Origin of the sequence: uncultured Sphingomonas sp. (assembly GCF_936927845.1) — a bacterium.
In the GTDB taxonomy this organism is placed as follows: domain Bacteria; phylum Pseudomonadota; class Alphaproteobacteria; order Sphingomonadales; family Sphingomonadaceae; genus Sphingomonas.
The window spans coordinates 56,057-81,618 of record NZ_CAKZHV010000070.1; the positions used below are offsets into that span (position 1 = coordinate 56,057).

General features: G+C 67.7%; 20 protein-coding genes and 1 other RNA gene. 10 read left to right on the top strand and 11 right to left on the bottom strand.

What is annotated here, in order from left to right; translation table 11 throughout:
- Nucleotides 1–34 precede the first annotated feature (34 nt).
- The gene (locus Q0579_RS17950; RefSeq protein ID WP_298815229.1) at nucleotides 35–2,467 is read right to left on the bottom strand and encodes a TonB-dependent receptor; all 2,433 of its coding nucleotides are present in this window, start codon (nucleotides 2,465–2,467) and stop codon (nucleotides 35–37) included.
- 239 nt (nucleotides 2,468–2,706) lie between these two features.
- On the opposite strand from Q0579_RS17950, the gene Q0579_RS17955 reads away from it, so the two are divergent.
- The gene (locus tag Q0579_RS17955; protein ID WP_298815232.1) at nucleotides 2,707–5,871 is read left to right on the top strand and encodes a PAS domain S-box protein; all 3,165 of its coding nucleotides are present in this window, start codon (nucleotides 2,707–2,709) and stop codon (nucleotides 5,869–5,871) included.
- A 118-nt stretch (nucleotides 5,872–5,989) separates the two neighbouring features.
- Nucleotides 5,990–7,216: a glycosyltransferase gene (locus Q0579_RS17960; protein WP_298815234.1), complete on the top strand. Its 1,227-nt coding sequence runs from the start codon at nucleotides 5,990–5,992 to the stop codon at nucleotides 7,214–7,216.
- Here the strand turns inward: Q0579_RS17960 and Q0579_RS17965 are convergent.
- Both Q0579_RS17965 and Q0579_RS17970 read right to left on the bottom strand, forming a co-directional pair.
- Nucleotides 7,197–7,955, bottom strand: coding sequence for a fatty acid desaturase (locus Q0579_RS17965; protein WP_298815237.1), 759 nt, complete (start codon nucleotides 7,953–7,955; stop codon nucleotides 7,197–7,199). The genes Q0579_RS17960 and Q0579_RS17965 overlap by 20 nt on opposite strands.
- On the bottom strand, nucleotides 7,942–8,907 hold the full coding sequence (locus tag Q0579_RS17970; RefSeq protein WP_298815240.1) for a phosphatase PAP2 family protein: 966 nt from the start codon (nucleotides 8,905–8,907) through the stop codon (nucleotides 7,942–7,944). The genes Q0579_RS17965 and Q0579_RS17970 overlap by 14 nt, the downstream gene beginning before the upstream one ends.
- A gap of 30 nt (nucleotides 8,908–8,937) precedes the next feature.
- On the opposite strand from Q0579_RS17970, the gene Q0579_RS17975 reads away from it, so the two are divergent.
- From Q0579_RS17975 to Q0579_RS17995, 5 genes are all read left to right on the top strand, one after another.
- Nucleotides 8,938–10,101 (top strand): alpha/beta hydrolase, encoded by a 1,164-nt coding sequence (locus Q0579_RS17975; protein WP_298815243.1) that lies wholly within the window; start codon nucleotides 8,938–8,940, stop codon nucleotides 10,099–10,101.
- The gene (locus tag Q0579_RS17980; protein WP_298815246.1) at nucleotides 10,098–10,301 is read left to right on the top strand and encodes a DUF5818 domain-containing protein; all 204 of its coding nucleotides are present in this window, start codon (nucleotides 10,098–10,100) and stop codon (nucleotides 10,299–10,301) included. Before Q0579_RS17975 ends, Q0579_RS17980 begins: the two co-directional genes overlap by 4 nt.
- Nucleotides 10,302–10,434: 133 nt before the next feature.
- The gene (locus Q0579_RS17985) at nucleotides 10,435–11,868 is read left to right on the top strand and encodes an NAD-dependent succinate-semialdehyde dehydrogenase (RefSeq protein ID WP_298815249.1); all 1,434 of its coding nucleotides are present in this window, start codon (nucleotides 10,435–10,437) and stop codon (nucleotides 11,866–11,868) included.
- A gap of 148 nt (nucleotides 11,869–12,016) precedes the next feature.
- Nucleotides 12,017–12,409 (top strand): hypothetical protein, encoded by a 393-nt coding sequence (locus tag Q0579_RS17990; protein WP_298815252.1) that lies wholly within the window; start codon nucleotides 12,017–12,019, stop codon nucleotides 12,407–12,409.
- Between the two features lie 95 nt (nucleotides 12,410–12,504).
- Nucleotides 12,505–12,795 carry a DUF3297 family protein gene (locus Q0579_RS17995; RefSeq protein ID WP_298815255.1) on the top strand — a complete coding sequence of 97 codons (291 nt, stop codon included), beginning with the start codon at nucleotides 12,505–12,507 and terminating at the stop codon, nucleotides 12,793–12,795.
- A gap of 27 nt (nucleotides 12,796–12,822) precedes the next feature.
- Here the strand turns inward: Q0579_RS17995 and Q0579_RS18000 are convergent, their stop codons facing one another.
- The 6 genes from Q0579_RS18000 to Q0579_RS18025 form a co-directional block, all read right to left on the bottom strand.
- Nucleotides 12,823–13,359, bottom strand: coding sequence for a hypothetical protein (locus Q0579_RS18000; RefSeq protein ID WP_298815258.1), 537 nt, complete (start codon nucleotides 13,357–13,359; stop codon nucleotides 12,823–12,825).
- Nucleotides 13,356–14,165, bottom strand: coding sequence for a LytTR family DNA-binding domain-containing protein (locus Q0579_RS18005; protein ID WP_298815261.1), 810 nt, complete (start codon nucleotides 14,163–14,165; stop codon nucleotides 13,356–13,358). Before Q0579_RS18005 ends, Q0579_RS18000 begins: the two co-directional genes overlap by 4 nt.
- Nucleotides 14,166–14,214: 49 nt before the next feature.
- A complete protein-coding gene (locus tag Q0579_RS18010) occupies nucleotides 14,215–15,384 on the bottom strand; it encodes a histidine kinase (protein ID WP_298815264.1) in 1,170 nt (389 codons plus the stop codon).
- Nucleotides 15,385–15,477: 93 nt separating this feature from the next.
- Nucleotides 15,478–18,834 carry a carboxypeptidase regulatory-like domain-containing protein gene (locus Q0579_RS18015; RefSeq protein ID WP_298815267.1) on the bottom strand — a complete coding sequence of 1,119 codons (3,357 nt, stop codon included), beginning with the start codon at nucleotides 18,832–18,834 and terminating at the stop codon, nucleotides 15,478–15,480.
- A gap of 173 nt (nucleotides 18,835–19,007) precedes the next feature.
- A complete protein-coding gene (ligA, locus tag Q0579_RS18020) occupies nucleotides 19,008–21,149 on the bottom strand; it encodes an NAD-dependent DNA ligase LigA (protein ID WP_298815269.1) in 2,142 nt (713 codons plus the stop codon).
- Nucleotides 21,150–21,196: 47 nt separating this feature from the next.
- A complete protein-coding gene (locus tag Q0579_RS18025) occupies nucleotides 21,197–21,628 on the bottom strand; it encodes an Rrf2 family transcriptional regulator (protein ID WP_298815271.1) in 432 nt (143 codons plus the stop codon).
- A 78-nt stretch (nucleotides 21,629–21,706) separates the two neighbouring features.
- Here Q0579_RS18025 and ssrA point away from each other — a divergent pair.
- Nucleotides 21,707–22,076: a transfer-messenger RNA gene (ssrA, locus tag Q0579_RS18030) on the top strand.
- Between the two features lie 293 nt (nucleotides 22,077–22,369).
- Here ssrA and Q0579_RS18035 read toward each other — a convergent pair.
- On the bottom strand, nucleotides 22,370–23,629 hold the full coding sequence (locus tag Q0579_RS18035; protein WP_298815274.1) for an FAD-dependent oxidoreductase: 1,260 nt from the start codon (nucleotides 23,627–23,629) through the stop codon (nucleotides 22,370–22,372).
- 256 nt (nucleotides 23,630–23,885) lie between these two features.
- Between Q0579_RS18035 and Q0579_RS18040 the strand changes: the two genes are divergently transcribed.
- Nucleotides 23,886–24,167, top strand: coding sequence for a hypothetical protein (locus Q0579_RS18040; RefSeq protein WP_298815276.1), 282 nt, complete (start codon nucleotides 23,886–23,888; stop codon nucleotides 24,165–24,167).
- A 109-nt stretch (nucleotides 24,168–24,276) separates the two neighbouring features.
- Nucleotides 24,277–24,525 (top strand): hypothetical protein, encoded by a 249-nt coding sequence (locus tag Q0579_RS18045; RefSeq protein ID WP_298815278.1) that lies wholly within the window; start codon nucleotides 24,277–24,279, stop codon nucleotides 24,523–24,525.
- A 104-nt stretch (nucleotides 24,526–24,629) separates the two neighbouring features.
- Here Q0579_RS18045 and Q0579_RS18050 read toward each other — a convergent pair whose 3' ends face one another.
- Nucleotides 24,630–25,523 (bottom strand): SDR family oxidoreductase, encoded by an 894-nt coding sequence (locus Q0579_RS18050; protein ID WP_298815280.1) that lies wholly within the window; start codon nucleotides 25,521–25,523, stop codon nucleotides 24,630–24,632.
- Nucleotides 25,524–25,562 lie beyond the last annotated feature (39 nt).

Below are 25,562 nucleotides of genomic sequence, written 5' to 3' on the forward strand. Positions count from 1 at the left end.
GCGGATCGCGCCGCCGCCCCCTGTCAGACGAGGCTCAGCGGAATTTGCCGCTGAGCGAGACGCCGATCACGCGCGGTTCGTTGAACACCGCTGCGTTGTAATTCTCGATCACGCCTTTCAGGTTCTTTTCCGCCGTCAGGTTGCGCGCGAAGGCGGCGATCTCGTAGCGGCCGTCGGGCGTCGTATAGCCCGCCTTCATCCCGAGCTCGAAGTTGCCGTTCGCGTAGAATTCGCGCGTCTTGTAGAGCACGAAATTCGTGTAGCCCTGCAGGTTGAAGTCGGTCGCGACGAAGAAATTGCCCTCGTTGCTGAGCGGGATGTCGTACCGCACCGCGGCGTCGATCTGATACTCCGGCGCATTGGGCAGCGGGTTGCCGTCGATCTGCGCCAGCACGGCGGGGCTGCCGAAGATCATGCGCGTGATCGTCGGGTCCTGCACGGTGCAGGTGACGCGCCCGGCGAGTGCGCAGACCTGCGCGTAGACGTTCTTGTCCTTGATCTCGCTGTGCAGCGCGCTGCCGCCGAGAGAGAAGGTGATGTTGCGGATCGGCCGCCATTCCAGCTCCGCCTCGAACCCGTAGGCGTCGGCGTGGTCGGCGTTGAACAGCACGCCGTTGCCGTTGGCATCGTTGCCGTTCAGCTGGATGTCGTTGACGCGGTAGTAAAAGCCCGTCGCATTGAAGCGCATATTGCCGAACGGCCGCGTCTTCACGCCCGCCTCGTACGAGGTGATCGTCTCGCTGTCGGCGGTTGTGAAGGCGGAGCCGAACACCGCCGAGCGGCCCTGGATCGTCGGCCCGCGGAAACCGCGCGCGACGCGGGCGTAGATGCTTGCGGTCGGATCGACCTCGTACAGCGCCGACACGTCCCAGCTCGGCTCCTTGCCCGTCAGCTTGACGTTGCGCGGGGCGGTGGCAGGGAAGTTGACGGTTGCGCCGGTGGTCGCGGGCTTCACCAGGATCGTGCGCTTGTTGTCCTCGGTGTAGCGGCCGCCGGCGGTCAGCGTCAGGCGATCGAGCGTGTAGCTCGCTTGGCCGAACACCGCCCATGACGTGTTGGCGTCGTGCAGGCGGACCCAGTTGCCCGGATTGTTGGTATTGCCGTTCGCCGCCACGAACGGCGCGGAGAGGAAGAAGCGGCGCTGGTAAAAATCGGTCGTGTCGCGCTGGTCGAAGTAGAAGCCGCCGAACTGCCACTTGAACGCGGCGCCTGAGTCGCTGGAGGCGAGGCGCAACTCCTGCGTCCACTGGTCGAGGTCGCGGATGTTGCCCTGGCTCTGCCCGCAGTCGATGCAGCCGCCGCTCGCGTTCAGCGGCAACTGGCGCACGCCGCCGTCGGTGTCGCCGCGGCTGTAGCCCGAGGTGGTCTCGTACGCGGTGATCGAGGTGAGCGTCGCCGGTCCGAAGTCATAGGCCGCGTTCACCGACCCGCCATAGGTCTTGTACGCCTGCGGGTTGTTGTTGCCTTCGTCCAGCGCGATGCGGCCACGCGGCTCGCGCGCGACGCTGTTCGACCCGCGCACCAGCGCGCCGCGGTGGAACACGGTCGAGGTGCCGTCGTAATCGCGCGCGTGACCCGACACGTTGATCGACAGCGCCTCGGTCGGCGTGAACAGCAATTGCAGCCGCACGTCGCGTTCGTTGAACCCGCCTAGCGCATTCTTGCCGCCGCGCGTGCCGTCGACGCCCGTGCCCGTAAAGGTGTTGTCGATCCAATCGTCGCGGTGCTGGTAGAGGCCGGACAGGCGGAATGCGATCTTGTCGGCGACGATCGGCCCGCCAATTCCTGCGTCGACGATCGCGGTATTGTAGCTGCCATAGGAGGCGCTGACGCGGCCGTCGAAGGTCTGACTGGGGCGGATCGTGTCGAACTTGATGATGCCGGCGGTCGTGTTGCGCCCGAACAGCGACCCTTGCGGCCCGCGCAGCACCTCGACCTGATTGACGTCGAACACCGGGTTGGACTTCAGCACGACGTGCTCGAGCACGACGTCGTCCTGGATGATCGACACCGGCTGCGACGCGCCGAGATAGAAGTCGATGTTGCCCAGACCACGGATGTAGAAGCGCGGAAAGATGCGCCCGGTCGTCGTCTCGGCATACAGGCCGGGCACGCGTCCGGCGAGCGACAGGATGTCCTCGCCCGCGGTCTGGAAGGTACGCAGGTCGTCGCCCCCGACCACCGCGACCGAGACGGGCACGCGCTGCAGGTTCTCCGACCGGCGCTCGGCGGTGACGGTGATCTCCTGCAGCCCGTCCTCACCCGGTGTGGCGGTCGCCGCGTCGACGGCGGGCGGGGTTGGCGACTGCACCGTCTGCGCCACCGCAGGAGCGGAAAGCGCGAGGAGGCCGGCGGCACCGGCGAGCAGGAGCGACTTGGACGTCACGATGATCTGTTTCCCTTTCGTGGTCACGGGTGTCGAGCGCGCAGCACCGCGGCCCGCGCGAACAGGTGTTCGTGCAGGCATTCATCCGGTGATTCGCGGCTCCCCCCGCTTGGGCCCGCGCCTCGCACGCGATTGTGTCGCCCGTGTGAAATGTGTCGGATGATTGCTCCGGGTCATCGATGAACTTCGCAGGCGTCCGACGCGGCGTGCACGCGTGATCGCCCTGACTCGTTGAGGTAAGTAATATCAATGTAAGATCAGCAGCTTAGTCCAGAGTGATGTCGGTTGACACCTGGCTGGCTTGGTGCTGATACGTCACCATGACCACCCGTTCCTCGCGCAACATCGACGTCACGCCCGAGTGGGACGACTTTATCGCAGCACAGGTCGGATCGGGTGAGTTCGCCGACGCGAGCGAGGTGATACGGGTCGGATTGCGCGCGCTGCGCGATGGTAAGGTCGCACGGCCCGTGGCCGCGGGCTGGCCGGTCGGTGGCGGCGCGTGCGGCGATCTGGTCAGAACGGCGGCATGGGACGCGAACCCGCTCGGCCCGATCGATGAGTGGTCGCTGGAGCTGCGCGCCACGGTCGCCAACGTGGTCAACTCGCCCGTCGCCAAGGTGCTGATGTGGGGCCCGGACCACATCATGCTCTACAACGACGCTTATGCCGAAATTGCGGGAGTGAAGCATCCCGCCGCGTTCGGCGCGCCCGTGGCGGCGGTCTGGCCCGAGATCTGGGATTGGAACCGCGAGATGCTGGAAGCGGGCTTTCGCGGTGAGCGCCGCTCGTACCGCGACCAGGCGCTGACGCTCTCGCGCGGCGGCGTCTCCGCCAGCGTGACGTTTGATCTGTTCTACACCCCCGTTTACGAGGCGGACGGGCGCGTCGGCGGGGTGCTGTGCACCTGCGTCGACAACAGCGCCCGCGTCGCCGCCGAGCAGCGCCACGTCGAGAGCGAGCGTGAATTGCGCACGATCACCGACGCGATGCCGGTGCTCATCTCGTTCATCGACCGCGATCACGTCTTCCGTTTCGCCAATCGCTTCTACGTCGACTGGTTCGGCATGACCCCCGACGAGGTCGTCGGTCGTCACATGCGCGATGTCGTGGGCGAGGCGAACTACACCGAGCGATTGCCGCTGATCGAGCGGGCGCTGGCGGGCGAATCGATCGACTCGGATGCGCTGCTCTATCACCGCGACGGCACCGCGCACCGCGCCAACATCCGCTATCTGCCGCGTCTCGCCCGCGACGGCAGTATCACCGGTTTTCAGGTGCTCGTCTTCGATCTGGAGGACCGCGCGCGGCGTGAGGAAGAGCTGAACGCGAGCAACAAGCGCTTCCGCGCGGCGATGGACGCGGTGCACGGCGTGCTGTGGACCAACAGCGCCGACGGTCGCATGGTCGGCGACCAACCCGGCTGGGCGATGCTGACCGGGCAGTCGCCCGACGAGTATCACGGCTTCGGCTGGGCCGACGCGGTCCATCCGGAGGACCGCGACGGCTCGATCGCGGCGTGGAACGAGGCGGTCGCGGCAAAGGCGATGTTCATCCACGAACATCGTGTGCGGCGGCATTGCGGCACGTGGCGCACCTTTGCCGTGCGCGCGCTGCCCGTTTTCGACGCCGCCGGTGAGATCACCGAATGGGTCGGCGTCCACACCGACATCTCGCACCAGCGCGCCGCCGAGGCCGCATTGCGCGAGCAGGCGGAGGCCTTGTCGCGCCAGGTCCGCCACCGCGAGCGAGCCGAGGAACAGTTGCGCCAGTTGAACGAGACGCTCGAAGCGCGCGTGATCGCCGAGATCGACGAACGTCGTCAGGCCGAGGCGAAGCTGCATCAGGCGCAGAAGATGGAAACGGTCGGCAAGCTGACCGGCGGCGTCGCGCACGATTTTAACAATCTGCTCCAGGTCGTCTCGGGCAATCTGCAATTGCTGAGCAAGGACGTGGCGGGGATCAACCGCGCCGAGCAGCGCGTGGCGAACGCGATGGCGGGCGTGTCGCGTGGATCGAAGCTGGCCGCGCAACTGCTCGCCTTTGGACGCCGCCAGGCGCTCGAGCCCAAGGTCGTCAACGTCACCCGGTTCGTGCGCGGTATGGACGACATGCTGCGCCGTGCGATCGGCGAGGCGATCGAGATCGAGACGATCGTCGGCGGCGGGCTGTGGAACACCTTTATCGATCCGGGTCAGGTCGAGAATGCGCTGCTCAACCTCGCGATCAATGCGCGCGACGCGATGGAGGGGCAGGGCCGCCTCACGATCGAACTCGGCAACGCGCACTTGGACGACGAATATGCGCGCACCCACGACGAGGTGACGCCGGGCCAGTACGTGATGCTGGCGGTCAGCGACACCGGCTCGGGCATGACGCCCGAGGTGCTCGACAAGGTGTTCGAGCCGTTCTTCTCGACCAAGAGCGAGGGCAAGGGATCGGGCCTGGGGCTGTCAATGGTCTACGGCTTCGTTAAGCAATCGGGCGGGCACGTGAAGATCTATTCCGAGGTGGGCGAGGGTACCACCGTTCGACTCTACCTGCCGCGCGCGATGGAGAGCGAGGATGTAGAGGTGCGCGTCGACACCGGGCCGATCGTCGGCGGGACCGAGACGGTGCTGGTGGTCGAGGACGACGAGGAGGTGCGCGCAATCGTGGTCGAGATGCTGACCGACCTCGGCTACCGCGTGCTGAAGGCGCCCGACGCGGCCGCCGCGCTGATCGTGATCGAGAGCGGGGTGCCGATCGACATCCTGTTCACCGACGTGGTGATGCCCGGCACGCTCAAGAGCCCCGAACTGGCGCGCAAGGCCAAGCAGCGGCTGCCGAACCTCGCGGTGCTGTTCACCTCGGGCTACACGGAGAATTCGATCGTTCACGGTGGCAAGCTGGACGCCGGCGTCGAGCTGCTGTCGAAACCCTACACGCGCGAGGCGCTGGCGCGGCGGTTCCGCCACGTGCTCGCCAACCAGGGACAGCGCGCGATCGCCGCGGCACCGAAGGCCGCCGAGCCGCGCGCCACTGCGCCTGCGGCATCGTCGTCTGCGTCGCCGCCGCCGTCGCCGCGGGCATTGACGGGTGCGACCGTGCTGCTGGTCGAGGATGATGCGCTGATCCGCGCCAACACCGCGGAGATGTTGCAGGAGGCCGGTTGCGTCGTCGTCGACGCGGCGAGCGCGGAGGAAGCAATGGCGGCGCTCCACACCGCGCCCGTCGACGTGCTGGTGACCGACCTCAACCTGCCCGGCCACTCGGGCGCCGAGCTGGCACGGCGCGCGCGCGAGATGCGCGGATCGATCGGCATCGTGTTCGCGACCGGCGACGGTCACCGCGCCGCCGAAGCCGCGGCGAGCGGCGATGTCGTGCTGACCAAGCCTTATGCCGCTGCGCGGCTGGTTGAGGCGGTCGGCACTGCGCTCGACGCGAAAGGCGTGCAGCGATCGGCACCGGCCACGATGGCGAGGGCGGACGCCGTTTCGGGCTGACGCATGCCCGGCTTAACCTGGGTGTAGATGATGCCGGCTGGCGGCGCGCGGGCCATGCTGGACAGCGCGCGCGCGACGCTCTAGCCGCGGCACTCACCCACAGGGAAGCGTCGCTCGCGTGACATCCGCCAGGCGACATATCGCCGTGCTCGCGCCGCCAACCGCGGGGCATCTGAACCCGTTGCAGGTGCTCGCGCGCGCGCTCGCCGGCCTGGGCCACCGCGTCTCGCTCGTCCACGTCGACGGGATCGAGCGGTTCGTTACCGATCCGGCGTTCGAGGTGGCGCGACTGGGGGGAAGCGGCGGCGCAGCGCTCGACGCCTATCTCGGTCTTCTCGGGCGGCCGACCGGCCCCCGCGGGCTGCCGCGGATGATCGCGGCCACGGCGGAGATGACCGCGCGGTTGCTGGACGATGCACCCGCCATGCTTCATCGGATCGGGGCGGAGGCGGTGATCGCCGACACTGCGGAGCCCGCCGGACCATTGGTCGCCGCGCGGCTGGGGCTTCCGTTGGTCGCGAGCGTCACCGGGCTGCCGCTGCTGCGCGAGGAGAACGTGCCCCCGCCGTTCCTAGGTTGGCGCTACCGTCCCGACGCGATCGGGCGCAACCGCAATAATGGCGGTTATCAGGTTGCCGATCTGCTGCTGCGCCCGATCACGCGCGTGCTCGACGAGCGGCGGCGCGCCTGGGGGCTGGCGGGCGAGCCCGAACCGCTGCTGTGGGAGGCGCAATGCCCGCGCGGGTTCGACTATCCGCGCACGCGGCTGCCCGAACGCTTCCGCTACGGCGGTGCGTGGCGCGCGGCGGACGATGTGGCACTCAACGTACCGCGCGATGATCGGCCGCTGGTCTTCTGCTCACTCGGCACCTTGCAAGGGTCACGCCGCGCGCTGTTCCACACCATGGCGGCCGCCTGCGCCGCGGTTGGTGCGCGCGCGGTGATCGGCCACGGCGGCGGGCTGAGCACGGCGGAGGAGGCGGCATTGCCGGGCGACCCGGTGGTGCGCGCCTTCTGGCCGCAGGCGGCGGTGCTGCGCCACTGCGCCGCGGCGGTGGTGCACGGCGGGTTCAATAGCGTGCTCGACGCGCTCGCCGCCGGGGTGCCGATCGTTGCGTTGCCGATCGCGTTCGAGCAGCCGGGCACCGCGGCGCGGGTCGTCTGGTCGGGTGCGGGACGGGTGCTGTCGCCCAGGGGCTTGCGTGCGGGAACACTCGCAGCCGTCCTCGGTGCGGTCATGCACGATCCGGGCTATCGAAGTGCTGCGGCGCGGATCGGGGCGGAAATGGCGCGGAGCGGCGGCGTGGACGCGGCGGCGGCGCGGATCAGCGCGGCGCTGTCCTGACACCCGCGCGCGCTGGCGAAGACCGGAGGTGCGGCAACCGCCACCACGGAGTCGACGGGCTCAGGTGGTGCTCGTGATGATAGGTGCCGAAATGGAAGCACGTCGCGACCGAGGCGAGCGGCGACAGCGCATTGCCGCGCGCGCGGTGATCGTCGGCGAACGGCGCATCCTCGTGCCGATGCGGCAGAAAGGTGCCGAAGAAGAATAACTGCGCCAGCGCGAGCAGCGCGGGGATCGCCCAGAAGGCGACGATGCTGAGGAGCGATGCGCCGAGCGCCATGTACGCGATCGCGGCGAACGTGATGCGCACGATCTGGCCGTGGGTGTAATAGCCCGAGAAGAAACGGACGAACCAGCGCAGCGGATTGCGCGGCGCGCCGGCGTGGAAATCGGGGTCGGCGTCCGTGCCCGGTGCGGCATGGTGCGCGTGGTGCTTGGGGTGGAGCGCGCGAAACGACAGCGCGGCGTACGCGGCGAGACACAGCGTGCCGACCACGCGATTGGCGCGCGGGTGCCCGGGCGCGAACGAGCCGTGCATGCAATCGTGCGCGACGATGAACAGCCCGGTGCTGAGCCACGCCTGCACCGCGATCAGCAGCACCGCGAGCGGGGCGGTTGCGGCGCGCCACCGCCAGAAAAAGATGCCGCCGACGTGGATCGCGAGCCACGCAGCACCGATCACCCCGGCGAGCAGGGCGCTGACGCGCGTGTCGCGGCTGGTGGTGCTAGCCGATGCCATGGTTCATCCCGACGGCTGCGGGTTGCGCCAAGTCGGCGACGGGCGCAACCCCTGCGCGCGCCGAAGCGCGGCTGCGCACCAATCGCGGCGCAACCGCGAGCGCCAGCGCGGCAAGCGCCAGTCCACCCAGCACGTCGACGCCGTAATGCCCGCCGAACAGCGGTGTCGCGATGATCGTCACCCCCGCCCAAACCGGCGCGACGTAGCGCCAGCCGGGCGTGTCGCGCTGCGCCCAGGCGAGGATCACCGGCAGGGTCGCGTGAAAGCTCGGAAAGCTGACGATCCCCATCAATTGCGTGAGGTCGAGCACGCGCCACGTGCCGTCGCGCAGCCCGGCGATCATCGCCTGCTCCAGCCACGCGATCGACGGCCACAGCCGCGTGAAATGGGTGGGATCGAACACGTTGCCCATCGCGGGCACCCACCAGGAGATCAGGATCGTCACGAACCCCGACAGAATCGCCGCGGCCACCGCGACGCGCAGCCGGTCGACCTGCGCATAGGCACTCATTGCGACGATGCAGGTCACCATCTGCACCGTGAGGCTGTGATAGGCGAGGCCGCCGACCCACAGCGCGACGGGCGCGCGATCGGCCGCGGCGAAGAAGGCGGGCCAATCGAAGCCGAGCGCGCGGTCGGCGGCAGCGAGCCGCACGTCCCACAGCGCGCCCGCGCGCGCGGCGAGCGCATAAGCGAGCACGACGCCGATCAGCGTGAACAGCGTCATCTGCAGGAACGCGGTCGCACCCGCGGCGAGCCGTGGCCGTCCCTGATAGCGGCCGACGAGTGCCGCGCCGCCGAGCAGCGCGAGCCCGATCGCCGGCGGCACCGCGCGCCACGCGTCGACGCGAAAGCCCAATCCGCTCGCCGCGGCGAGGCAGGCGGCGACCATGATGCCGAGCAGCCACCACGAGGACGTGTCGCTGGTTGCGGCGGCGCTGCTTCGGTTCATCGGATCGATCAACGCTGCAGGGCCGCCGCGGTGCCGCCGATCGCGCAGCGACGCCACCCGGTGCTTGCCGCCGATCGCCGGACCGAACCGTGGCACATCGCGCGAGCGGGTGCGTTCGCGTGGTCGAAATGGAAGGACGGCAGTGACATGGCGACGATCGATACTGAATTCGTGACGATTGCCTATGATGATCGCGGGCCGCGCGACGGGTCGCCGGTACTGCTCGTTCATGGCTGGCCCGATGACGCGTCGACGTGGGACGCGGTGGTGCCGCGACTGAACGCGGCCGGGCTGCGCACCATCGTGCCGACGCTGCGCGGGTTCGGCGACACCCGGATCAAGGGTGAAGGCGCGCGCACCGGCAACAGCGCGGTGCTGGCGCTTGACATGATCGCGCTGATGGATGCGCTCGGCATCGATCGCTTCATGGTCGCGGGGCATGATTGGGGATCGAACACCGCGGAAGCGCTGGCGGTCGGCTGGCCCGAGCGGGTCGAGCGGATGGCGATGCTGTGCACCCCGCCCAGGCTCGGCGGCATGAAGACGCCGTCGTTCGCGCAGGCACAGCGGCAATGGTATCACTGGTTCATGGCGACCGCGCGCGGGGCCGATGCGGTCCGCGCCGACCGCCGCGGCTTCGCGCGCACGCACTGGGACAATTGGTCGCCGCCCGGCTGGTACGACGAGGAAACGTTTAACCGCGTGGCGCGCGCGTGGGAGAACCCCGACTGGCTCGACGTGACGCTCCACAGCTACCGCGCACGCTGGGACGAAGCGAAACCCGATCCGCGCAGCCAGTGGCTCGAGGACAAGGTGCGCGCGACCCGCACGCTGTCGCTGCCGACAATCTACGTTCAAGGCGCGGTCGACGGCGTCAACCCGCCCGAGGCGAGCGCCGGTGTTGCGGCGAAATTCACCGGCCCGTTCGCGCGCGTGGTGTTGTCAGGTGTCGGCCATTTCGCGCAGCGCGAGAACCCGCGCGCGGTGGCGCGGCACCTCGTCCACCTGTTCACGCGCGACCCTGCGACGCTGGCGAGCACGACCGACCACAGCCTGTATGTGCGCCGCGCGGTGCCGGTGCTCGCCTCGCTCGGGCTCGCCGCGCTGGTCGGCGCAAGCGCGGCGCGCATGCATGGGGAGGATGACGCGATCGAGAGCGGCGACCGCGACCCAAGCGAGGGTCCATCAACATGACCGACCACGCCGCCCCGATCGACGAAACCGGCACGCTGGTCCGCGACGGTGGCGCGTTCGTCCTGCGGCGTGACGCGGGCGGTCGCTATCAGTTGCAGCTTCAACGCACACCGGTCGATCTGGTCGAGAAACGGGTACGCGTCGTCGGTCTGCTGATCGCACCCGATCTGGTCAGCGTGGAGGGCGTCCAGCCGGCGTGATCCCCGTTCGTGCACCGCCGGGCAGGTGCGATAACGGGACGACTTCGACCATCGGTGGCCGCGGCGCGGCGGCCGGCGGTGGAGCGCCCGGCGACAGCACCTATATGGGCGTGACCAATTCAAGGAGCCCTGCATGACCGCCTACGACCCGCGCCTCGGCCTTTATATCGCTGGCGAATGGCTGGACGGCACCGGGCGTGACGCGCACGACGTGCTCAATCCCGCGACCGGCCAGGCGCAGGCCGCGTTGCCGCTCGCGACCGCCGACGATCTCGACCGTGCGCTCGATGCCGCCGATCGCGGGTTCAAGGCGTGGCGCAAGGTCGACCCGGCGCAGCGCGCGCAGGTGCTCAACCGCACCGCCGCGATCCTGCGTGAGCGGACCGAGCATCTGGCGCAAATCGCGACGCTCGAACAGGGCAAACCGCTGGTCGAGGCCAAGGGCGAGGTCGCCTTTGCCGCCGCCTTGCTCGAGTTCCACGCCGGCGAAGCGCAGCGCATTTACGGCCGCGTGCTGCCGCGCCCGGCGGGCACGCGCAGCCTGGTGCTGCAACAGCCGATTGGCCCGGTGGCGGCGTTCTGCGCGTGGAATTTTCCGATCATGAACGTGGTGAGGAAGCTCGGCCCTGCGATCGCGGCGGGCTGCTCGATCATCATCAAGCCGAGCGAGGAAACCGCGGGTTCGGCGGTGGAGGTGCTGCGCTGCTTCCAGGACGCCGGGCTGCCCGGCGATGTTGCGCAATGCGTCTTCGGCGTGCCCGACCAGATCTCGCGCCACCTCCTCGCCTCCCCCGTCACGCGCAAGCTGAGCTTCACCGGCTCGGTCCCGGTCGGCAAGCATCTGGCGAAGCTCGCTGCCGAGACGATGATGAAGACGACGATGGAACTGGGCGGGCACGGCCCGGTGCTGGTGTTCGACGATTGCGATCTGGACAAGACGCTCGACACGCTGGTCGCGCACAAGTTCAGGAATGCGGGGCAGGTGTGCGTCGCGCCGACGCGCTTCCACGTCCAGGCCGGCATCTACGACCGCTTCGCGCAAGGCTTTGCCGAGCGGACCAAGCGGCTCAAGGTCGGCAGCGGGCTCGACGCCGACACGCAGATGGGACCGATGGCGAACGCGCGCCGGCCGTCGGCGATTGCCGAGATGGTCGAGGACGCGCGCAGCGTCGGCGCGCGCGTGCTGGCGGGGGGCACGCGCGGGGAGGGCGACGGCTTCTTCTTTACGCCCACCGTGCTCGCCGACGTGCCGCTGGAAGCGCGCGCGATGAACGACGAGCCGTTCGGCCCGCTCGCGCTGTTGACCCCGTTCGAGACGGTGGAGGACGCGATCGCGCAGGCCAATCGCCTGCCGTTCGGGCTGGCGGCATATTGCTTCACCGAGAACGGCCGGTGCCAGAACCTGCTCGGCGACGAGATCGAGGCGGGTATGGTCGCGATCAACAACGTGCGGTTGAGCTGGCCCGACAGCCCGTTCGGCGGCGTGAAGGACAGCGGTTTCGGCTCGGAGGATGGACCCGAGGGCGCCGCCGCACACATGGTGACCAAGACCGTGCACATGATGTGAGCGCGTCGGCGGACAGGCGGCTAAACGTCACGTGAATGCCGCATTCCGCCGCCGTTCAGCGCGACTCGTGTACGCGATGCAACACGCTCGCAGTACTTGCGTTCAACCAATCGTGCGAACCGAGCGTAACCCTGTAAGGAGGTTCGAGATGAATGGTTTTCTGACCAAGGCGGGAATGGGCATCGCGCTCGCCGCCACCGCCATCACCGCCGCGGCACCTGCCGATGCGCAGCGCTGGGGCGGGTATCGCGGTTATCGCGGGCATCGCGGCGGCGATACCGCGGCGGCGGCGATCCTGGGTGGCGTCGTCGGTCTGGGTGTCGGTGCGGCGATCGCGTCGAGCAACCGCAACCGTTACTACGACCGCGGCTATTATTACGATCGTGGCTACGCGCCGCGCTATCGCTATCAGCCGCGTGGCTATTATCGCGATTACTACGCGCCGCCGCCTCCGCCGCGCGTGGTGTATCGCGGTTACTACCGTGATCCCTATTACGGCGGTGGTTACTACGCACCGCGCGGCTACGGTTACGGCTGGTAAACAGCGTTCCGAGGCGAGGATCGGCGGCGCGGCGGGGATACCCGCCGCGCCGCTTTTTTGTGGCACCGGTCGCCCAGCCGGGTTAGGCGCGCGCGATGACCGATACGCCTCCCGACCATCTCTCGATCGATCCCCGCAGCCCGCATTTCGACCGCGACGCGCTGGAGCGCGGCGTCGGCATCCGCTTCAAGGGCAATGAGCGGACCGATGTCGAGGAATACAGCATCTCCGAGGGCTGGATCCGCGTCGCGCTCGGCAAGAAGATGGATCGCCATGGCCGCCCGCTGACGATCAAGCTGATGGGTCCGGTCGAAGCGTGGTTCCAGAGCGGCGGCGCGGCCGACGCGGGCGAGGCTGAGACGGAACAGCCCGGCGACGAGGGCTGATAACGTTAACTAGAGCCCGGGGTGCGTCTACTCGGGCGTGATCAGACGGTCGAGCTCGGCGACTAGCGGCGGCTCGTTTCCCGCCACGAGCCATCGCTGCGCGCACCGAGGCGTCACCACGTCGATGGTTCGTGTCATGAGTCCAAGCGGCGGCGGGCCGCCGTCGCTCTCGTCCGAGAGACGCTGCTGCCACAAGGCAGACGTGGCGAGCAGCGCGTCGACCTTGCTGCTGTCGGCAACCGAGAGCGTCCGCGTGAGATGCGGCAGATCGCTCGGCGCTGCGCCCTCCACCCAGATTTTGCTGCGCCCGACTGCGTCGGTGTGCCAGCGACCATCGAATCCACGTGTCGCCACGATGCTGATCCGCGTCGTCGAGAGATGGCCACCAGCCGCGTAGATCATGATGTGCTCGGGCGCAGTCGGCACGGTCACGCCCAATTCGCCACGCAATTGGCGATGCGCGTTCTCATCGGCGAGGTAATCAACCGCGCGCGCCTGCGGAGCCGCCTTGCACACCGCCGCCGCCGGCCCCGCCAGCGCGAGCAGGGCCGCGGCCGCGATCAATGGACGAACCGCGCCACCACGTCGCGGTACGAGCGCGACACCTTCACGTTCGACCCCGATTCAAGCACCAGGAAACATTCGCCGTTGGTGTGCGGTTTCACCTGTTTGACGAGGTCCAGGTTGACGATCGTCGAGCGGTGGATGCGCTGGAACCGGCGCGGGTCGAGCCGCTTTTCCAGATCCTTCATCGTTTCGCGCAGGATCAGCGTGTTGGCTGCGGTCTTGATCACCATGTAATCGCCCGCCGCCTCGATCAGCTCGATCGTGTCGACGTCGACGCGGAAGATCTGACCCTGATCCTTCACGTTGATCATCTTTTCATAACGGTTGGCCGCGACCTGATCGCCGCCGTCACTTTCCGCCGCGATCTCCGCTGCGGCCTCGGGCGCGTGTTCGGCCAGCGCTTCCTTCAGCTTGGTCGCCTCCTCGCGGCTGCCGCGTTCCGACAATCGCTGGCGCACGCGGTCGAGCGTTTCGGCCAGCCGCGCTTCCTCGACCGGCTTCATCAGGTAGTCGGTCGCCTGCGCCTCGAACGCGCGGATCGCGTGGTCGGAATAAGCGGTCACGAACACGAACAACGGCGGCTCGACATCCATCAACCCTTGCACGACCGAGAAGCCGTCGAACCCCGGCATCTGGATGTCGAGAAAAACGAGGTCGGGCTTGTGCGTCTTGATCGCGCTGATCGCCTCGCGCCCGTTCTGGCACTTGGCGATGATCTCCACGTCGTCGTACGCCTGTAGCCGCAGCTCGAGCCCCTGGATCGCGAGCGGCTCGTCGTCGACGAGAATGGTCCTGATCGTCATCTACTCTACACACTCCATCACGCGCACCACGCGGCGGGGAGGGCGGGCATCACCGCCCGGGTTCCTCCAGCTGATAGGGGATCTCGATCTCGACCCCGAACCCGCCCGCCGGCATTGCCCGAACCGCGAAGCGGTGGTCGCCGGGATATGCCTGCGCCAGTCGCTCCCTGATATTGGCGATGCCGACGCCGGTTGAAAGGCTCGGCCGGTTTTTGTTCGGCATCAATCCCGGACCGGTATCCGATACGCCGAGCAGCACGCGATCCCCGACGAGCCGCGCGGACACGCCGATCTCGGCGCCGTCCTCCTGCGGGGTGACCGCGTATTTGATCGCATTCTCGACCAATGGCTGGAGCAGCAGCGACGGCAGCCGTGCCTTCTCCACCGCCGGATCGATCTCGAACTTCGGACGCAGCCGATCCTCGAAGCGCATCTTCTCGATCTCGAGATATAGTTTCAGCGTCTCGACCTCCTGCGCGACGGTCACGTGCGCGGTCGGTTCGTTGGCAAGCGTGTAGCGCAGGAACGACGACAGCCGCGACAGCATCGCATTCGCGCGCTCGGTCTGCTTGAGCAGGACGAGCGTCGAGATCGAGTTGAGCGTGTTGAACAGGAAATGCGGATTGAGCTGGTACCGCAGCATCGCCAGCTGCGCCGACGACGCCTGGATCTCCAGATGCTCCATCTGGTCGATCTGCTCCTCGACCAGTAGGTAGAAGTTGATCCCGAAGTAAAGCGCCGACCAGCCTGCCAGCACGGTGAAGTTCAGGAACAACGTGCCGAGCAGCAGCGACAGGTCGACGCCGGGCGCCGACAGCTTGATGAAGCTGAACGAGAAGGCGTCAAGCGTCGCGTAGAGGAACGTGCCCGCGCCGAGCGTGAAGATCGACAGGAGGATGCCGGTCACGCGCGGCAGGCGGCGATAGTAACCGTACAGCACCGACAGCAGCAGCGTGATGCAATAGCCGACGATCGATTCGACGATGACGGGCACGATCTGCTGCAGCGTGAAGCTGGTCGACAGCGACGATACCGAGCGGAGCACGAGGTACCCGGTCCACCCCGCCGCCTGCAGCTTCCAGAAGGCAGCCGCCTTGTCCTCGAAGAAGGGGCGGATCGACAGCGGCCGATTGCCGGCGAGCGCGGACGCGGGCCCCGGCGCGGTCGCCGCGGTGGCGCCGGGCAGCGCATGGTCGAGCGAAGCGGAAGTGGTCGCCATGCGCCGGGAATACACACCCTGGCCGAACGGCGCAAAAAAGAAGGGCCGCCGTCCCGAAGGACGACGACCCGTCGAGTAGCCGAGGTTAGCGGCTTAGAAGGTGAAGCGCGCGCCGACGCGGATCGTGTACAGCGACTGCGGCGAATAGATCGTGTCGCTCGGCGTCGCGTTGGGCAGGCTGTAACGATATTGCGCACAGCCCTGGGCGGTCGAGGTCGGCGAAACACCTGCGGTACCCGTCGGCGTTGCCGCAACGAGGCACTGCACGCGGGCTGCGACCGCGGTGTACGGGAAGGCGTACTCGCGGATCTGACCCCATTTGCTGTTCAGCAGGTTGGTGAAATTCTCGACATCGGCGAACAGCTGGATGCGCGAACCGCCAACGAACGTCGGGATTTCCTGTGCGACGTGAAGGTCGATGCGGGTGAACCACTTCGAGTTGAACGCGTTGCGCGGCGCCACACGACCACGATATTTCGCCAGGCCCGAGCTCTCGAAGAAGTCGTTCAACTGCTGCGCGACCGTCGCGTTGTCGTACGACACGCGCGGATCGTCGATCCCGGTCGGCACGTAGATCAGGTAACGCGACAGCGAGCCCGTCGTGCCGAAGATGCGGCTGCGACCCGACGACGTGTCCTGGAACGTGTAGCTGTACGGCCGCCCGATGCGGGTTTCGCCAAACAGCGACAGCGTGGTCTTGTAGTCGCCGAAGAACGCGTGATCGAACGTCACGTCATACTTGATGTTGTGGCGGACCTGATCGTTCGAGATGCCGTAGGCGGCGTTGTTGCCGTCGAAGAACGCACCGTTGGCGTAGTTCGAACCGGCGGTCGAAGACGTCGCGGGCGACTGATCCTTGATGTCCTGATAGGTGTAGCTCGCGTTCAGGTTGAGCCCGAAGTCGAACGACTTGCCGATGCGTGCCACCCCGACATAGCTGCGGCCACGCGACGTGTTGGTCAGCAGGATGTCGTTCAGCGTGTCGCCGAAGGTCGTCAGCGACGCGTAGCGCACCCGACCATCAGGCGTGCGGGCCGCGGTCGGTACCGAACGAATGTCGGTGAAGAAGACCTGATCGCGCACGTCCGACCAGAAGAAGTCGCCACCGAAGGTCCAGCCACCACCCAGGAATTCGGGATAGTAATCGACTGACAGCGTGCCACGCCACTGCGAAGGCAGTTTGAAGTTCGGGTCGACCGCGTTGGTCGCGGCTGCACTGACGCCGCCTGCCAGATAGGTGTTCGCCGCCGCCGGGATCGTGCCGCCGTTGACGTTGGTCAGAATGCCCGCGCCGACCGCCTGCGAGAAGCCCGCCGCGGTGTTGCCCTGGTAGGTGCCGTTGTTCAACTGGCGCACGTCGATCAGGTTCGACAGGATGCCGGTGTTGGAGAAGCTATTCGACGTATAGACGTCGGGAGCGCCACCACCGAAGATGCCGAAGCCGCCGCGAACGCTGATCTGGCTAACGGGTTTCCAGTCGAGGCCGAAGCGCGGCTGAAACAGACCGCGACCCGACAGAAACTCGTTGTTGCCAAAGCCGTAGCGGTTGGTGAACGTCGGGTTCGCGGTGGGGCGGCTATGGCTGCCGTACAGGTCGTAACGTGCGCCGTACGAGAAGTTCAGCGTCGGCGTGATGCTCCACGTGTCCTGCACGCCGAACGCATATTGCCAGTAATTGAACCGCGCGGCCGCCAGATCCGGGTTCAGCGACGGAACGGCGTTGGTGTAGCCGAAGCGCTGAGCATTGCCGGCCTGGAAGTCGGCAATCGAGTCGAAGTAATACGATCCGGTGATGCCGGCACGCGGGTTGGACGAACTCAGGAACGCGTTGAACACATCGACGTGCTGGATGTCGGTAAAGATGCGCAGATCATGGCCGTCGCGCGTCAGGCGCGCCTGCAGCGTACCACCCCAGGTTTCGGTGGTCAGCGCGTTGAACTGACGCGACACGTCGGGGCCGAATGCAACCAGCGGCGTGTTGGGTGCGCAGGTGACCGACGCCGCATCGCCCGCCGAACCCGGATTGGCACGATCCGACTGCGCCGCGCCGCAAACGCGGAACTCGGCAAACCCACGGCCCGTCAACGGATCCTGGATGCGCTTGTAATTCTTGTAGAACCCGCGAACTTCGGTGGAGAATTCATCCGACCAGTCGGAATTCAGCTGCACCACGCCGGTGTGCAGGCGGTTGCCCGACAGATAGGCGTTGGACGCCAGGCCTAGGCTGGGGCTGCTCGGATTCGCGCTCACGTTGTTGGTGAGGGCAATCGAGTCCTTAGCATAGCTGTAGGTCGCCGACAGGCGCTGCGTGTCCGACAGGTTCGCGTCGATGCGCGCGACGAGACGGTCGTCCTTGTCCTGGTTGCTGTTGACGACGCCGCCGGTGTCGTAACCGTAGCGCGTCTGCGCGATCTGCGAAATCTGGTTGACCAGCGCCTGGGTAAGGCCGGGGATCGCGGTGCCCGCGTTGTTGTCGACGGGGCCTTCGGCGATCGGACGCGGTGCGCGGACGCGCTCGCCGGCGACCATGAAGAACAGCTTGTCCTTGATCAGCGGACCCGACAGCTCGGCACCGTAGTTCTCGTACTTGAAGTTCGGCAGCGTCACGCGCCCAGTCGGCACGCCCGGCCCCGCCTTGGTCCGGTCACCGGACAGCTCGTCCGACGAGTAAGCGTAGAAACCGGTGCCGTGAAAGTCGTTGGTGCCCGACTTCAGGATGACGTTGACGACGCCGCCCTGGAAGTTGCCCTCGCGCACGTCATACGGTGCGACCTTGGTCTGGAACTGACCAATGGCGTCGAGCGGGATGGGCGAGCGGCGGCTTGGCAGGCCATCGGGGTTGAGGCCGAAGTTATCGGTGATCGGCACGCCGTCGACGGTGAAGCGGTTGAAGCGGGCGTTCTGCCCCGCGAAGCTGACGGCACGGCCGCCCGAAGGCGTATCGTCGAGGCGCGCGAACGGATCACGACGCATCAGATCGCGGATATCGCGATTCACCGACACGATTGTGCCGATCTTGGCGGCCGTCAGGATCGTTGCCGGACCCTGGCTGACCGTGCGGGCGTTGGGGATGCTCGACGCGGTAACGACGATATCCTGTCCGGCCCCGGCCTCACCTTCCGCTGTCAACTCGACCGGCAGGTCGTAGGATTGACCAACAATGGTGCTGATGTCGGTGACCGAGAAATTCGTATAGCCCGGCGCCGCAACGGTGACGGTGTAGGGACCGCCCGGACGCAGACCATTGGCGTTGAACGTACCGGCCTGGTCGGTGGTGACGTTCGACGTGGTGCCTGACGGCACGTTGACGATCGTGACGGTTGCACCTGGAACCGGTGCACCGTTCGCGGTGACCGTGCCGCGGATGGTGGACGTCGTTTCCTGCGCCGTGGCGCTCATCGGCGCGATGAGCGCGACCGCCGCCACGCCCCACAACAGGTTGTTCCGCATCGTCAATGTTCCCCTTGTAGCTTTGGCTCTGCAACCTTCGGCGAGCCACGCCGTTGGTGCGCCCCTGCACAAGGATTATTGCGCTTCGGTTACAACGAGGCGGCTATTCGCGTGCCCGCGTCACACGCTTGCCGGGCGTTGCAAAAAGGTAACATCTACGGTCGTGTTCCGCTTCAGGCAGAGGCGGCGACGATCGCCTGCCAGCCTGCTTCGTCGATCACGCGGATGCCGAGATCGGCGGCCTTCTTCGCCTTTGATCCCGCACCTGGCCCGGCGACCACCAGATCGGTCTTCGCCGACACCGATCCGGCGACTCGTGCGCCGAGCTTCTCCGCCTGGGCCTTGGCCTCGTCGCGCGACATCGTCTCCAGCGTGCCGGTGAAGACGATCGTTTTTCCGCTCACCTCCGACGCGCGCGTTTCCACGGTGAACGGCGGCGGCGACACTTGGGCGAGCAGGTCGTCCCAGACCGCGCGATTGTGCGGTTCGTGAAAGAAGTCGGCCAGCGCGTGGCCGACCGCGGCGCCGACATTCTCGACGCCGATCAGCGCCGCGATCGCCTTGTCGACGCGGGCCGCGTGGCGTGCCTCGGTTTCGCCGACCGCGGGTAGGGTGGTGTCCCGCAGCCCGATCACCTCGTCCGCCAGTGCCTGGATCGCGGACAGGGTGACGTAATGTTTTAACAGGTCGCGCGCGGTGACGATGCCGGTGTGGCGGATGCCGAGCCCGAACAGCAGCCGCGCCGCATCGGGCGCACGCCGCGCCTCGATCGCGGCGAGCAGCGCATCGACCGATTTCGCCTGCCAGCCCTCGCGCCCGACCAAGTCGTCGCGGTGTTCGTGCAACCGGAAGATATCGGCGGGCTCCGCGATCCAGCCGAGCTCGATGAACTCGACCAACGTCTTCTCGCCCAGCCCGTCAATGTCGAGCGCGCCGCGGCTGACGAAATGCTTCAATCGCTCGAGCCGCTGCGCCGGGCAGATCAGGCCACCGGTGCAGCGCACGTCGACCTCGCCTTCTTCCGCCACCGCCTCGCTGCCGCAGATCGGGCAGTGGGTAGGAAAGGCCCAGGCGCCGCGCGTGTCGTCGCGCGACAGATTTTCGACGATCTGCGGGATCACGTCGCCGGCGCGTTGCAGCACCACGCGGTCGCCGGGGTGGACGTTCAGCCGCGCGATCTCGTCGGCATTGTGGAGCGTGGCGTTGGTGACGACGACCCCGCCGACCGTGACCGGCTCAAGTCGGGCGACCGGGGTCAGCTTGCCCGTGCGCCCGACCTGGATGTCGATCGCGTTCAGCGTCGTCTGCGCGCGCTCGGCGGGAAACTTGTGCGCGATCGCCCAGCGCGGTGCACGCCCGACGCTGCCCAGTCGCTCCTGCCAGTCGAGCCGGTCGAGCTTGTAGACGACGCCGTCGATGTCGAACGGCAGGTCGGCGCGTTCGGCCTCGATCGCGCGATAGACGGCGAGCGCCGCTTCGGTCGTGTCGGTGCGCGCGAAGGCGTCCGCGATCGGGAAACCCCAGGTGCGCAGCGCATCGACCAGCGCGGTCTGCGTCGCGGCGGGTACCGCGCTTGCCTCACCCCAGCCGTGCGCGAGGAAGCGCAGCGGGCGGCTCGCGGTCACCGCAGCGTCCTTCTGCCGCAGCGATCCCGCGGCGGCGTTGCGCGGGTTGGCGAATTGACGCGCCGGCTTGCCGGCGGCCTCCGCCTCGCTGGCGAGGCGGGCGTTCAGCGCGGCGAAGGCGGCTTTCTCCATGTACACCTCACCGCGCACTTCGAACACGTCGGGCGCGTCGGCGGGAAGTGCCTGCGGAATGTCGGCGATCGTCGCGACATTGGCGGTCACGTCCTCGCCGACTGCGCCGTCGCCGCGGGTCAGCGCCTGGACGAGCCGGCGATCCTCGTAGCGCAGCGAGCAGGACAGACCATCGATCTTGGGCTCGGCGGTCAGCGCCACCACTTCGTCGTCGGCGAGCCGCAGGAAACGGCGGACGCGCGCGACGAACTCGGCCACGTCCTCGTCGCTGAACGCATTGTCGAGGCTCATCATCGGGCGCGCATGCGCGACCTTGGCGAGGTGTCCGGCGGGTGCGGCGCCGACCTGCCGACTAGGCGAATCGCTGCGGACCAGCGCTGGAAACGCTTCCTCGATCGCGCGATTGCGGCGAACCAGCGCATCGTAATCGGCGTCGCTGATCTCGGGCGCGTCATGTGTATGGTAGAGCGCGTTGTGACGCGCGATCTCGGCGGCGAGCCGCTCCAGCTCGGCGGCGGCCTCGGGCTCGGTCGTGGGAAGCGCGGGTTCGGCGATCATGCCGTCCGGGTTAGGAGCCGCGGCGGCGAGCGTCCAGCCGTCGCGCGTTACGCGGCGACGAGCGTGTCCGCGGTCGCATCGGCCAGGCTGGTGCCGTCGAGGATGCGCGCGGTCTCGTCGCGCACGCGCATCATCGCGTGGCGGATCTCGCAATCGATCTCGCTGCGACAATCCTTGCACGGGCGGTAAGCGGTCCGGCTGACGCAGGGGACGAGCGCCAGCGGCCCCTCGATCACGCGAATGATCTCCCCGAGTGAGATGAGGTGCGCGGGCCGCGACAGCACGTAACCGCCCATCTTGCCGCGGTAGCTGTGCAGCAGTTGCGCGTCGCGCAGATCGGCGAGGATCAGCTCCAGGAACTTGCGCGGCACATTCGCCTCGACGGCGATCCGCGTCATCGGGATCGGCGGCGTGTCGGCGGGCGCACGCGCGAGGAACAGCATCGAACGAAGGGCGTACCGGGAACGCTGGGTCAGCATATCCCACTATATCCACGGACAATGTGGCGCGCACGTGGCACCCGGTGTACGATCGCTGCTTCCGCGCCGGCACGGATAGGCTTTTACATCCGGCGCGGCATGCCTATATCGACGCTGTCGGGTTCGACCCGACTATGGCGATAAAGTGCGGCGTAGAATAGACGCAGCGGACCCGGGGGCGGTACCCGGCGGCTCCACCATTTGCGTCGCTCAGCCGACACGCGTGAAGCGTGCCGACCGAGCGGCCCAGCTGATGGGGCCGAACTAGGATCGACGTGTGTTGAAAGGCGCTGTTTTCGCTCGGAATGGGACCACCGCAACGGCCCATTACACAAGTGCCAACGATAACGAAGCACTCGCGATTGCGGCGTAACTGAGGGCCTAACGGCCTGACGTTACACCAAAATAGCGCGGTTCGGACCCCACCGGGCAACAGAAGGGGAAACCAGCGGTTCGGAGGGCACCGGGCAACAGAAGCCCCTCCACCTGTTCATCGTTCACGGCGCCGAGTAGCAACGAACGTCGCCGGACGACGTGCTCGCTAGCGCTTGCCGGCCGCAGGTTCGCCATCGCGCTCAGCAAGGTCCGAGCCTTTGCACCACCTGACCCAGCCGCTGGCAAACGCAGGCTGCGAAGAAGCCGCTTGGACAAGAGCCTAGTTCATCAGCTACGGGATGCCGGAGACGCAGCGTGTCGCAGCAGCAGCTTATCGCCTCGCCGACGAACGCCTCCATCCGTGCGCTAATCCTCGATCCCCGCCAGATCGCGCGCCGCGCTCTGCAACAATTCCTCGATCGTCGGGTGATACCAGGCTTCGTCGGCGAAGGTCGCCGCATCCATGCCGCGATCGATCGCGAGCGCGACGAGATGGCCCAGGTGCTCGCCTTCCGGTGCGACGATGCTGGCGCCGATCAGCGTGCCATCGCTGTCGCCATACAGGCGGACCACGCCCACGTCATGTCCGTCCGCGGTCGCGCGTCCGTTGTCGCACACCTTCGCGCAACCGATCCGCACGTCGTCGGGCAAGTCGCCGAAATCGCACCCGACCTGCACGATGTTGGGCTCGGTGAAAGCAATCGCGAGTGCGGGCAGCACGCGTCGCGGTGAGCCGCCGGCGGCGCCATCGCTCGCGATCTGTCCGCCGCGCGCCGCCTCGTGCAGCACCGGACGCCACGCGTTCGCGTCGCCCGCGATGAAGACGCGGCTGTCGCCACAGCGCCGGCTCGCCTCGTCGAACAAGGGTGTGCCCTTGTCGTCGAGCGCCAATCCGGTGCGCTCCAGGTCGAGCGTGTCGAGCGCGGGCTTGCGCCCGGTCGCGGCGAGGATCAGGTCGACCTCGACCTCGCCGCCGTCCCAGGTCAGCCGCGCGCACGTGCCCGCCGGTTCGGCCTTCGCCTCCACGCCCAGGTGCAGGTCGATCTCGCCGCCGATCGCATCGATGGCGGCGGCGTTGGCAACCGGATCGGCCAGTGCGCCGAGCTTGTCGGAAGGGTCGAACAGGCTGACCGACACGCCCAGCCGTGAAAACGCCTGCGCCAGTTCCAGTCCCAGCGGTCCTGCGCCCAGCACCGCCATCCGCGCGGGCAAGGTGTCTAGCTCGAAGATTGTCTCGTGCGTGTGGACCAGATCGCGAACCTCGCTTAGACTGTCGGGCACGACGGGTCGCGCACCGGTCGCGATCACGATCCCGCCGCGCGCGACGATCCGCGTCTCGCCGACGCGGACCGCGTCGGGGCCGTCGAAGCGCGCCTCGCCGTGCACGACCTGCGATGCGGGGATGGCGTGATATTCTTCCAGCACCGAGGCGACGAAGCGATCACGCTCGCGCCGCACGCGCGCCCACATCGCGCCCGCGTCGATCTCGACCGCGCCCGTCCCGACACCGAACCGGTCCGAGCCGCGTGCTTGATGCGCCACCCGCGCTGCCGCGATCAGCAGCTTGGACGGCATGCAGCCGACGCGCGTGCAGGTCGACCCACCGGGCCCGCGCTCGATGATCACGTATCGGCACCGCGCGCGGTCGCGGCCTTGTACGCCTTCAGTCCGGCGGTTCCTGCGCCGATGACGATCACGTCGCAGGTTCGATCAGGGCACGTTGTCTCGGTCACTCATCGTCTCCGCGGACGCCGTGTCCGATCCTATACTGCATCAAGATTTGAGCCGGGTGGCAGTTCCGACCCCGCGACGAATAGCGGGAGGGATCAGGCGTTTATGTCGGCGCGTTGCTGGACTGATGGAACGTGATGGAGCGTTGAGCATGGCGGACGGTGACGATTACGCGCGCGGTCGCCGCGACGGCCTTCGCCTCGCGCTCGCGACGCTGGCGGCGGAGGAGGCGAAATGGGCCGCGCTGCTGGGCGAGAGCGCGTCATGGCGCACCAACGCGATCCGCGAGGTACGACACAAGACGCTGCAGGTGGCGCAGAAGCGCGTTCAAACAGTGCTCAACCGCCTGCGACCGCGCAGTGGTGCGGCGGCGGACGAGGATCGGGGGATCGATGGCGAGGTCGCGGACGCGCTGGCGCGGCTCGGCCTGTGACAACGGACGAGCCACGCGCGCGCCGATGTGACGCAGGTTGGCGCGAAAAGCGGATGGGCGGCGGCGTCGATCGCGGCGCCCGCGCGTTCAACCACGCAGGAGAACGATCATGACCGACAAGCAACCGATGCAGGCCGACGGCGAGGGCACCACCGCGCACATGCCCGACGAGCATGGCGAGGTCGCCAGCCGCCGCGACAGCGCGGGCGAGAGCGGTGGCGGCGCCTACCCCAATCCGCATAGTGGCAAGGAAGGTGGCCATTTCCACGGCGGCCAGACCGAGCGCGCTTATCACGGCACCGGCCAGTTGGGCGACCAGAAGACGGGCGAGCAGCCAAATTCAGCCTCGACCGTGTGAGGGTCTTGGCGGGCGGTGGTAAGTGGCGACGGGTGCTAGCGCCGTCATCCCGCCCGGCGGCTTGACGGCCCGCGACGATCGCCGCCGCGGGCCGTCGACGTCGCTCAGGCGATGCCCGCCCCGCCGGTCACGCCATACACCTCGCCGTTGATGAAGCTCGCCTCTTGGCTGGCGAGCAGCACGTAGACGGGTGCGATCTCGACCGGCTGGCCCGGGCGGCCATAGGCGCTCTTCTCGCCGAAGTGCATCACGGCCTCGGGCGGCTGCCCACCGGAGGACTGCAGCGGCGTCCAGAACGGCCCCGGCGCGACAACGTTGGCGCGGATGCCTTTTTCCAGCAATTGCGCGGCCAGTGCCTTGGTATAGGCAACGATGCCGGCCTTGGTGGTCGCGTAATCGAGCAGCGTCGCCGACGGATCATACGCCTGGACCGACGCGGTGGTGATGATCGCCGCGCCCGCGGGCAGATGCGGCACCGCGGCCTGCGTGATCCAGTGCATGGCGTAGAGGTTGGTCTTCATCGTCTCGTCGAAATCCTTCGACGACACCTCGAACAGATTCTCCCGGCTCTGCTGGTGCCCGGCGTTAATGACGAGGATGTCGAGCCCGCCGAGCTTCTCCACCGCCTGCGCCACCATGTCGCGGCACCATTGTTCGTCGGTCACGTCGCCGGGCAGGTCGACCGCGGTGCGCCCCTCCGCCTCGATCAGCTTGATGACGTCGGCGGCGTCGGCCTTCTCGGCGGGCAGGTAGGAGATCGCGACATCCGCACCCTCGCGCGCGAAGGCGATCGCGGCGGCGCGCCCGATCCCGCTGTCGCCGCCGGTGATCAGCGCGCGGCGTCCGGCAAGCCGGCCCGAGCCCTTGTAGCTCGTCTCGCCGTGGTCGGGCACCGGGTCCATCTTGCGTGCTTCGCCGGGTACGGGCTGCGGTTGGCGCGGGAAGGGGGGCTTGGGATATTGCGCGCGCGGGTCCTGCATCGTCAGGCGATCGGTCATCGGTTGTTCTCCTGGGGGAATGACGCACGAACGCGCGAG

Coding starts and splice junctions, on each gene's coding strand:
- Q0579_RS17950 (WP_298815229.1), bottom strand. CDS start 2,467: ATGCCTGCACGAACACCTGTTCGCGCGGGCCGCGGTGCTGCGCGCTCG.
- Q0579_RS17955 (WP_298815232.1), top strand. CDS start 2,707: ATGACCACCCGTTCCTCGCGCAACATCGACGTCACGCCCGAGTGGGAC.
- Q0579_RS17965 (WP_298815237.1), bottom strand. CDS start 7,955: ATGGCATCGGCTAGCACCACCAGCCGCGACACGCGCGTCAGCGCCCTG.
- Q0579_RS17970 (WP_298815240.1), bottom strand. CDS start 8,907: ATGAACCGAAGCAGCGCCGCCGCAACCAGCGACACGTCCTCGTGGTGG.
- Q0579_RS17980 (WP_298815246.1), top strand. CDS start 10,098: ATGACCGACCACGCCGCCCCGATCGACGAAACCGGCACGCTGGTCCGC.
- Q0579_RS17985 (WP_298815249.1), top strand. CDS start 10,435: ATGACCGCCTACGACCCGCGCCTCGGCCTTTATATCGCTGGCGAATGG.
- Q0579_RS17990 (WP_298815252.1), top strand. CDS start 12,017: ATGAATGGTTTTCTGACCAAGGCGGGAATGGGCATCGCGCTCGCCGCC.
- Q0579_RS17995 (WP_298815255.1), top strand. CDS start 12,505: ATGACCGATACGCCTCCCGACCATCTCTCGATCGATCCCCGCAGCCCG.
- Q0579_RS18005 (WP_298815261.1), bottom strand. CDS start 14,165: ATGACGATCAGGACCATTCTCGTCGACGACGAGCCGCTCGCGATCCAG.
- Q0579_RS18010 (WP_298815264.1), bottom strand. CDS start 15,384: ATGGCGACCACTTCCGCTTCGCTCGACCATGCGCTGCCCGGCGCCACC.
- Q0579_RS18015 (WP_298815267.1), bottom strand. CDS start 18,834: ATGCGGAACAACCTGTTGTGGGGCGTGGCGGCGGTCGCGCTCATCGCG.
- ligA (WP_298815269.1), bottom strand. CDS start 21,149: ATGATCGCCGAACCCGCGCTTCCCACGACCGAGCCCGAGGCCGCCGCC.
- Q0579_RS18025 (WP_298815271.1), bottom strand. CDS start 21,628: ATGCTGACCCAGCGTTCCCGGTACGCCCTTCGTTCGATGCTGTTCCTC.
- Q0579_RS18040 (WP_298815276.1), top strand. CDS start 23,886: ATGGCGGACGGTGACGATTACGCGCGCGGTCGCCGCGACGGCCTTCGC.
- Q0579_RS18045 (WP_298815278.1), top strand. CDS start 24,277: ATGACCGACAAGCAACCGATGCAGGCCGACGGCGAGGGCACCACCGCG.
- Q0579_RS18050 (WP_298815280.1), bottom strand. CDS start 25,523: ATGACCGATCGCCTGACGATGCAGGACCCGCGCGCGCAATATCCCAAG.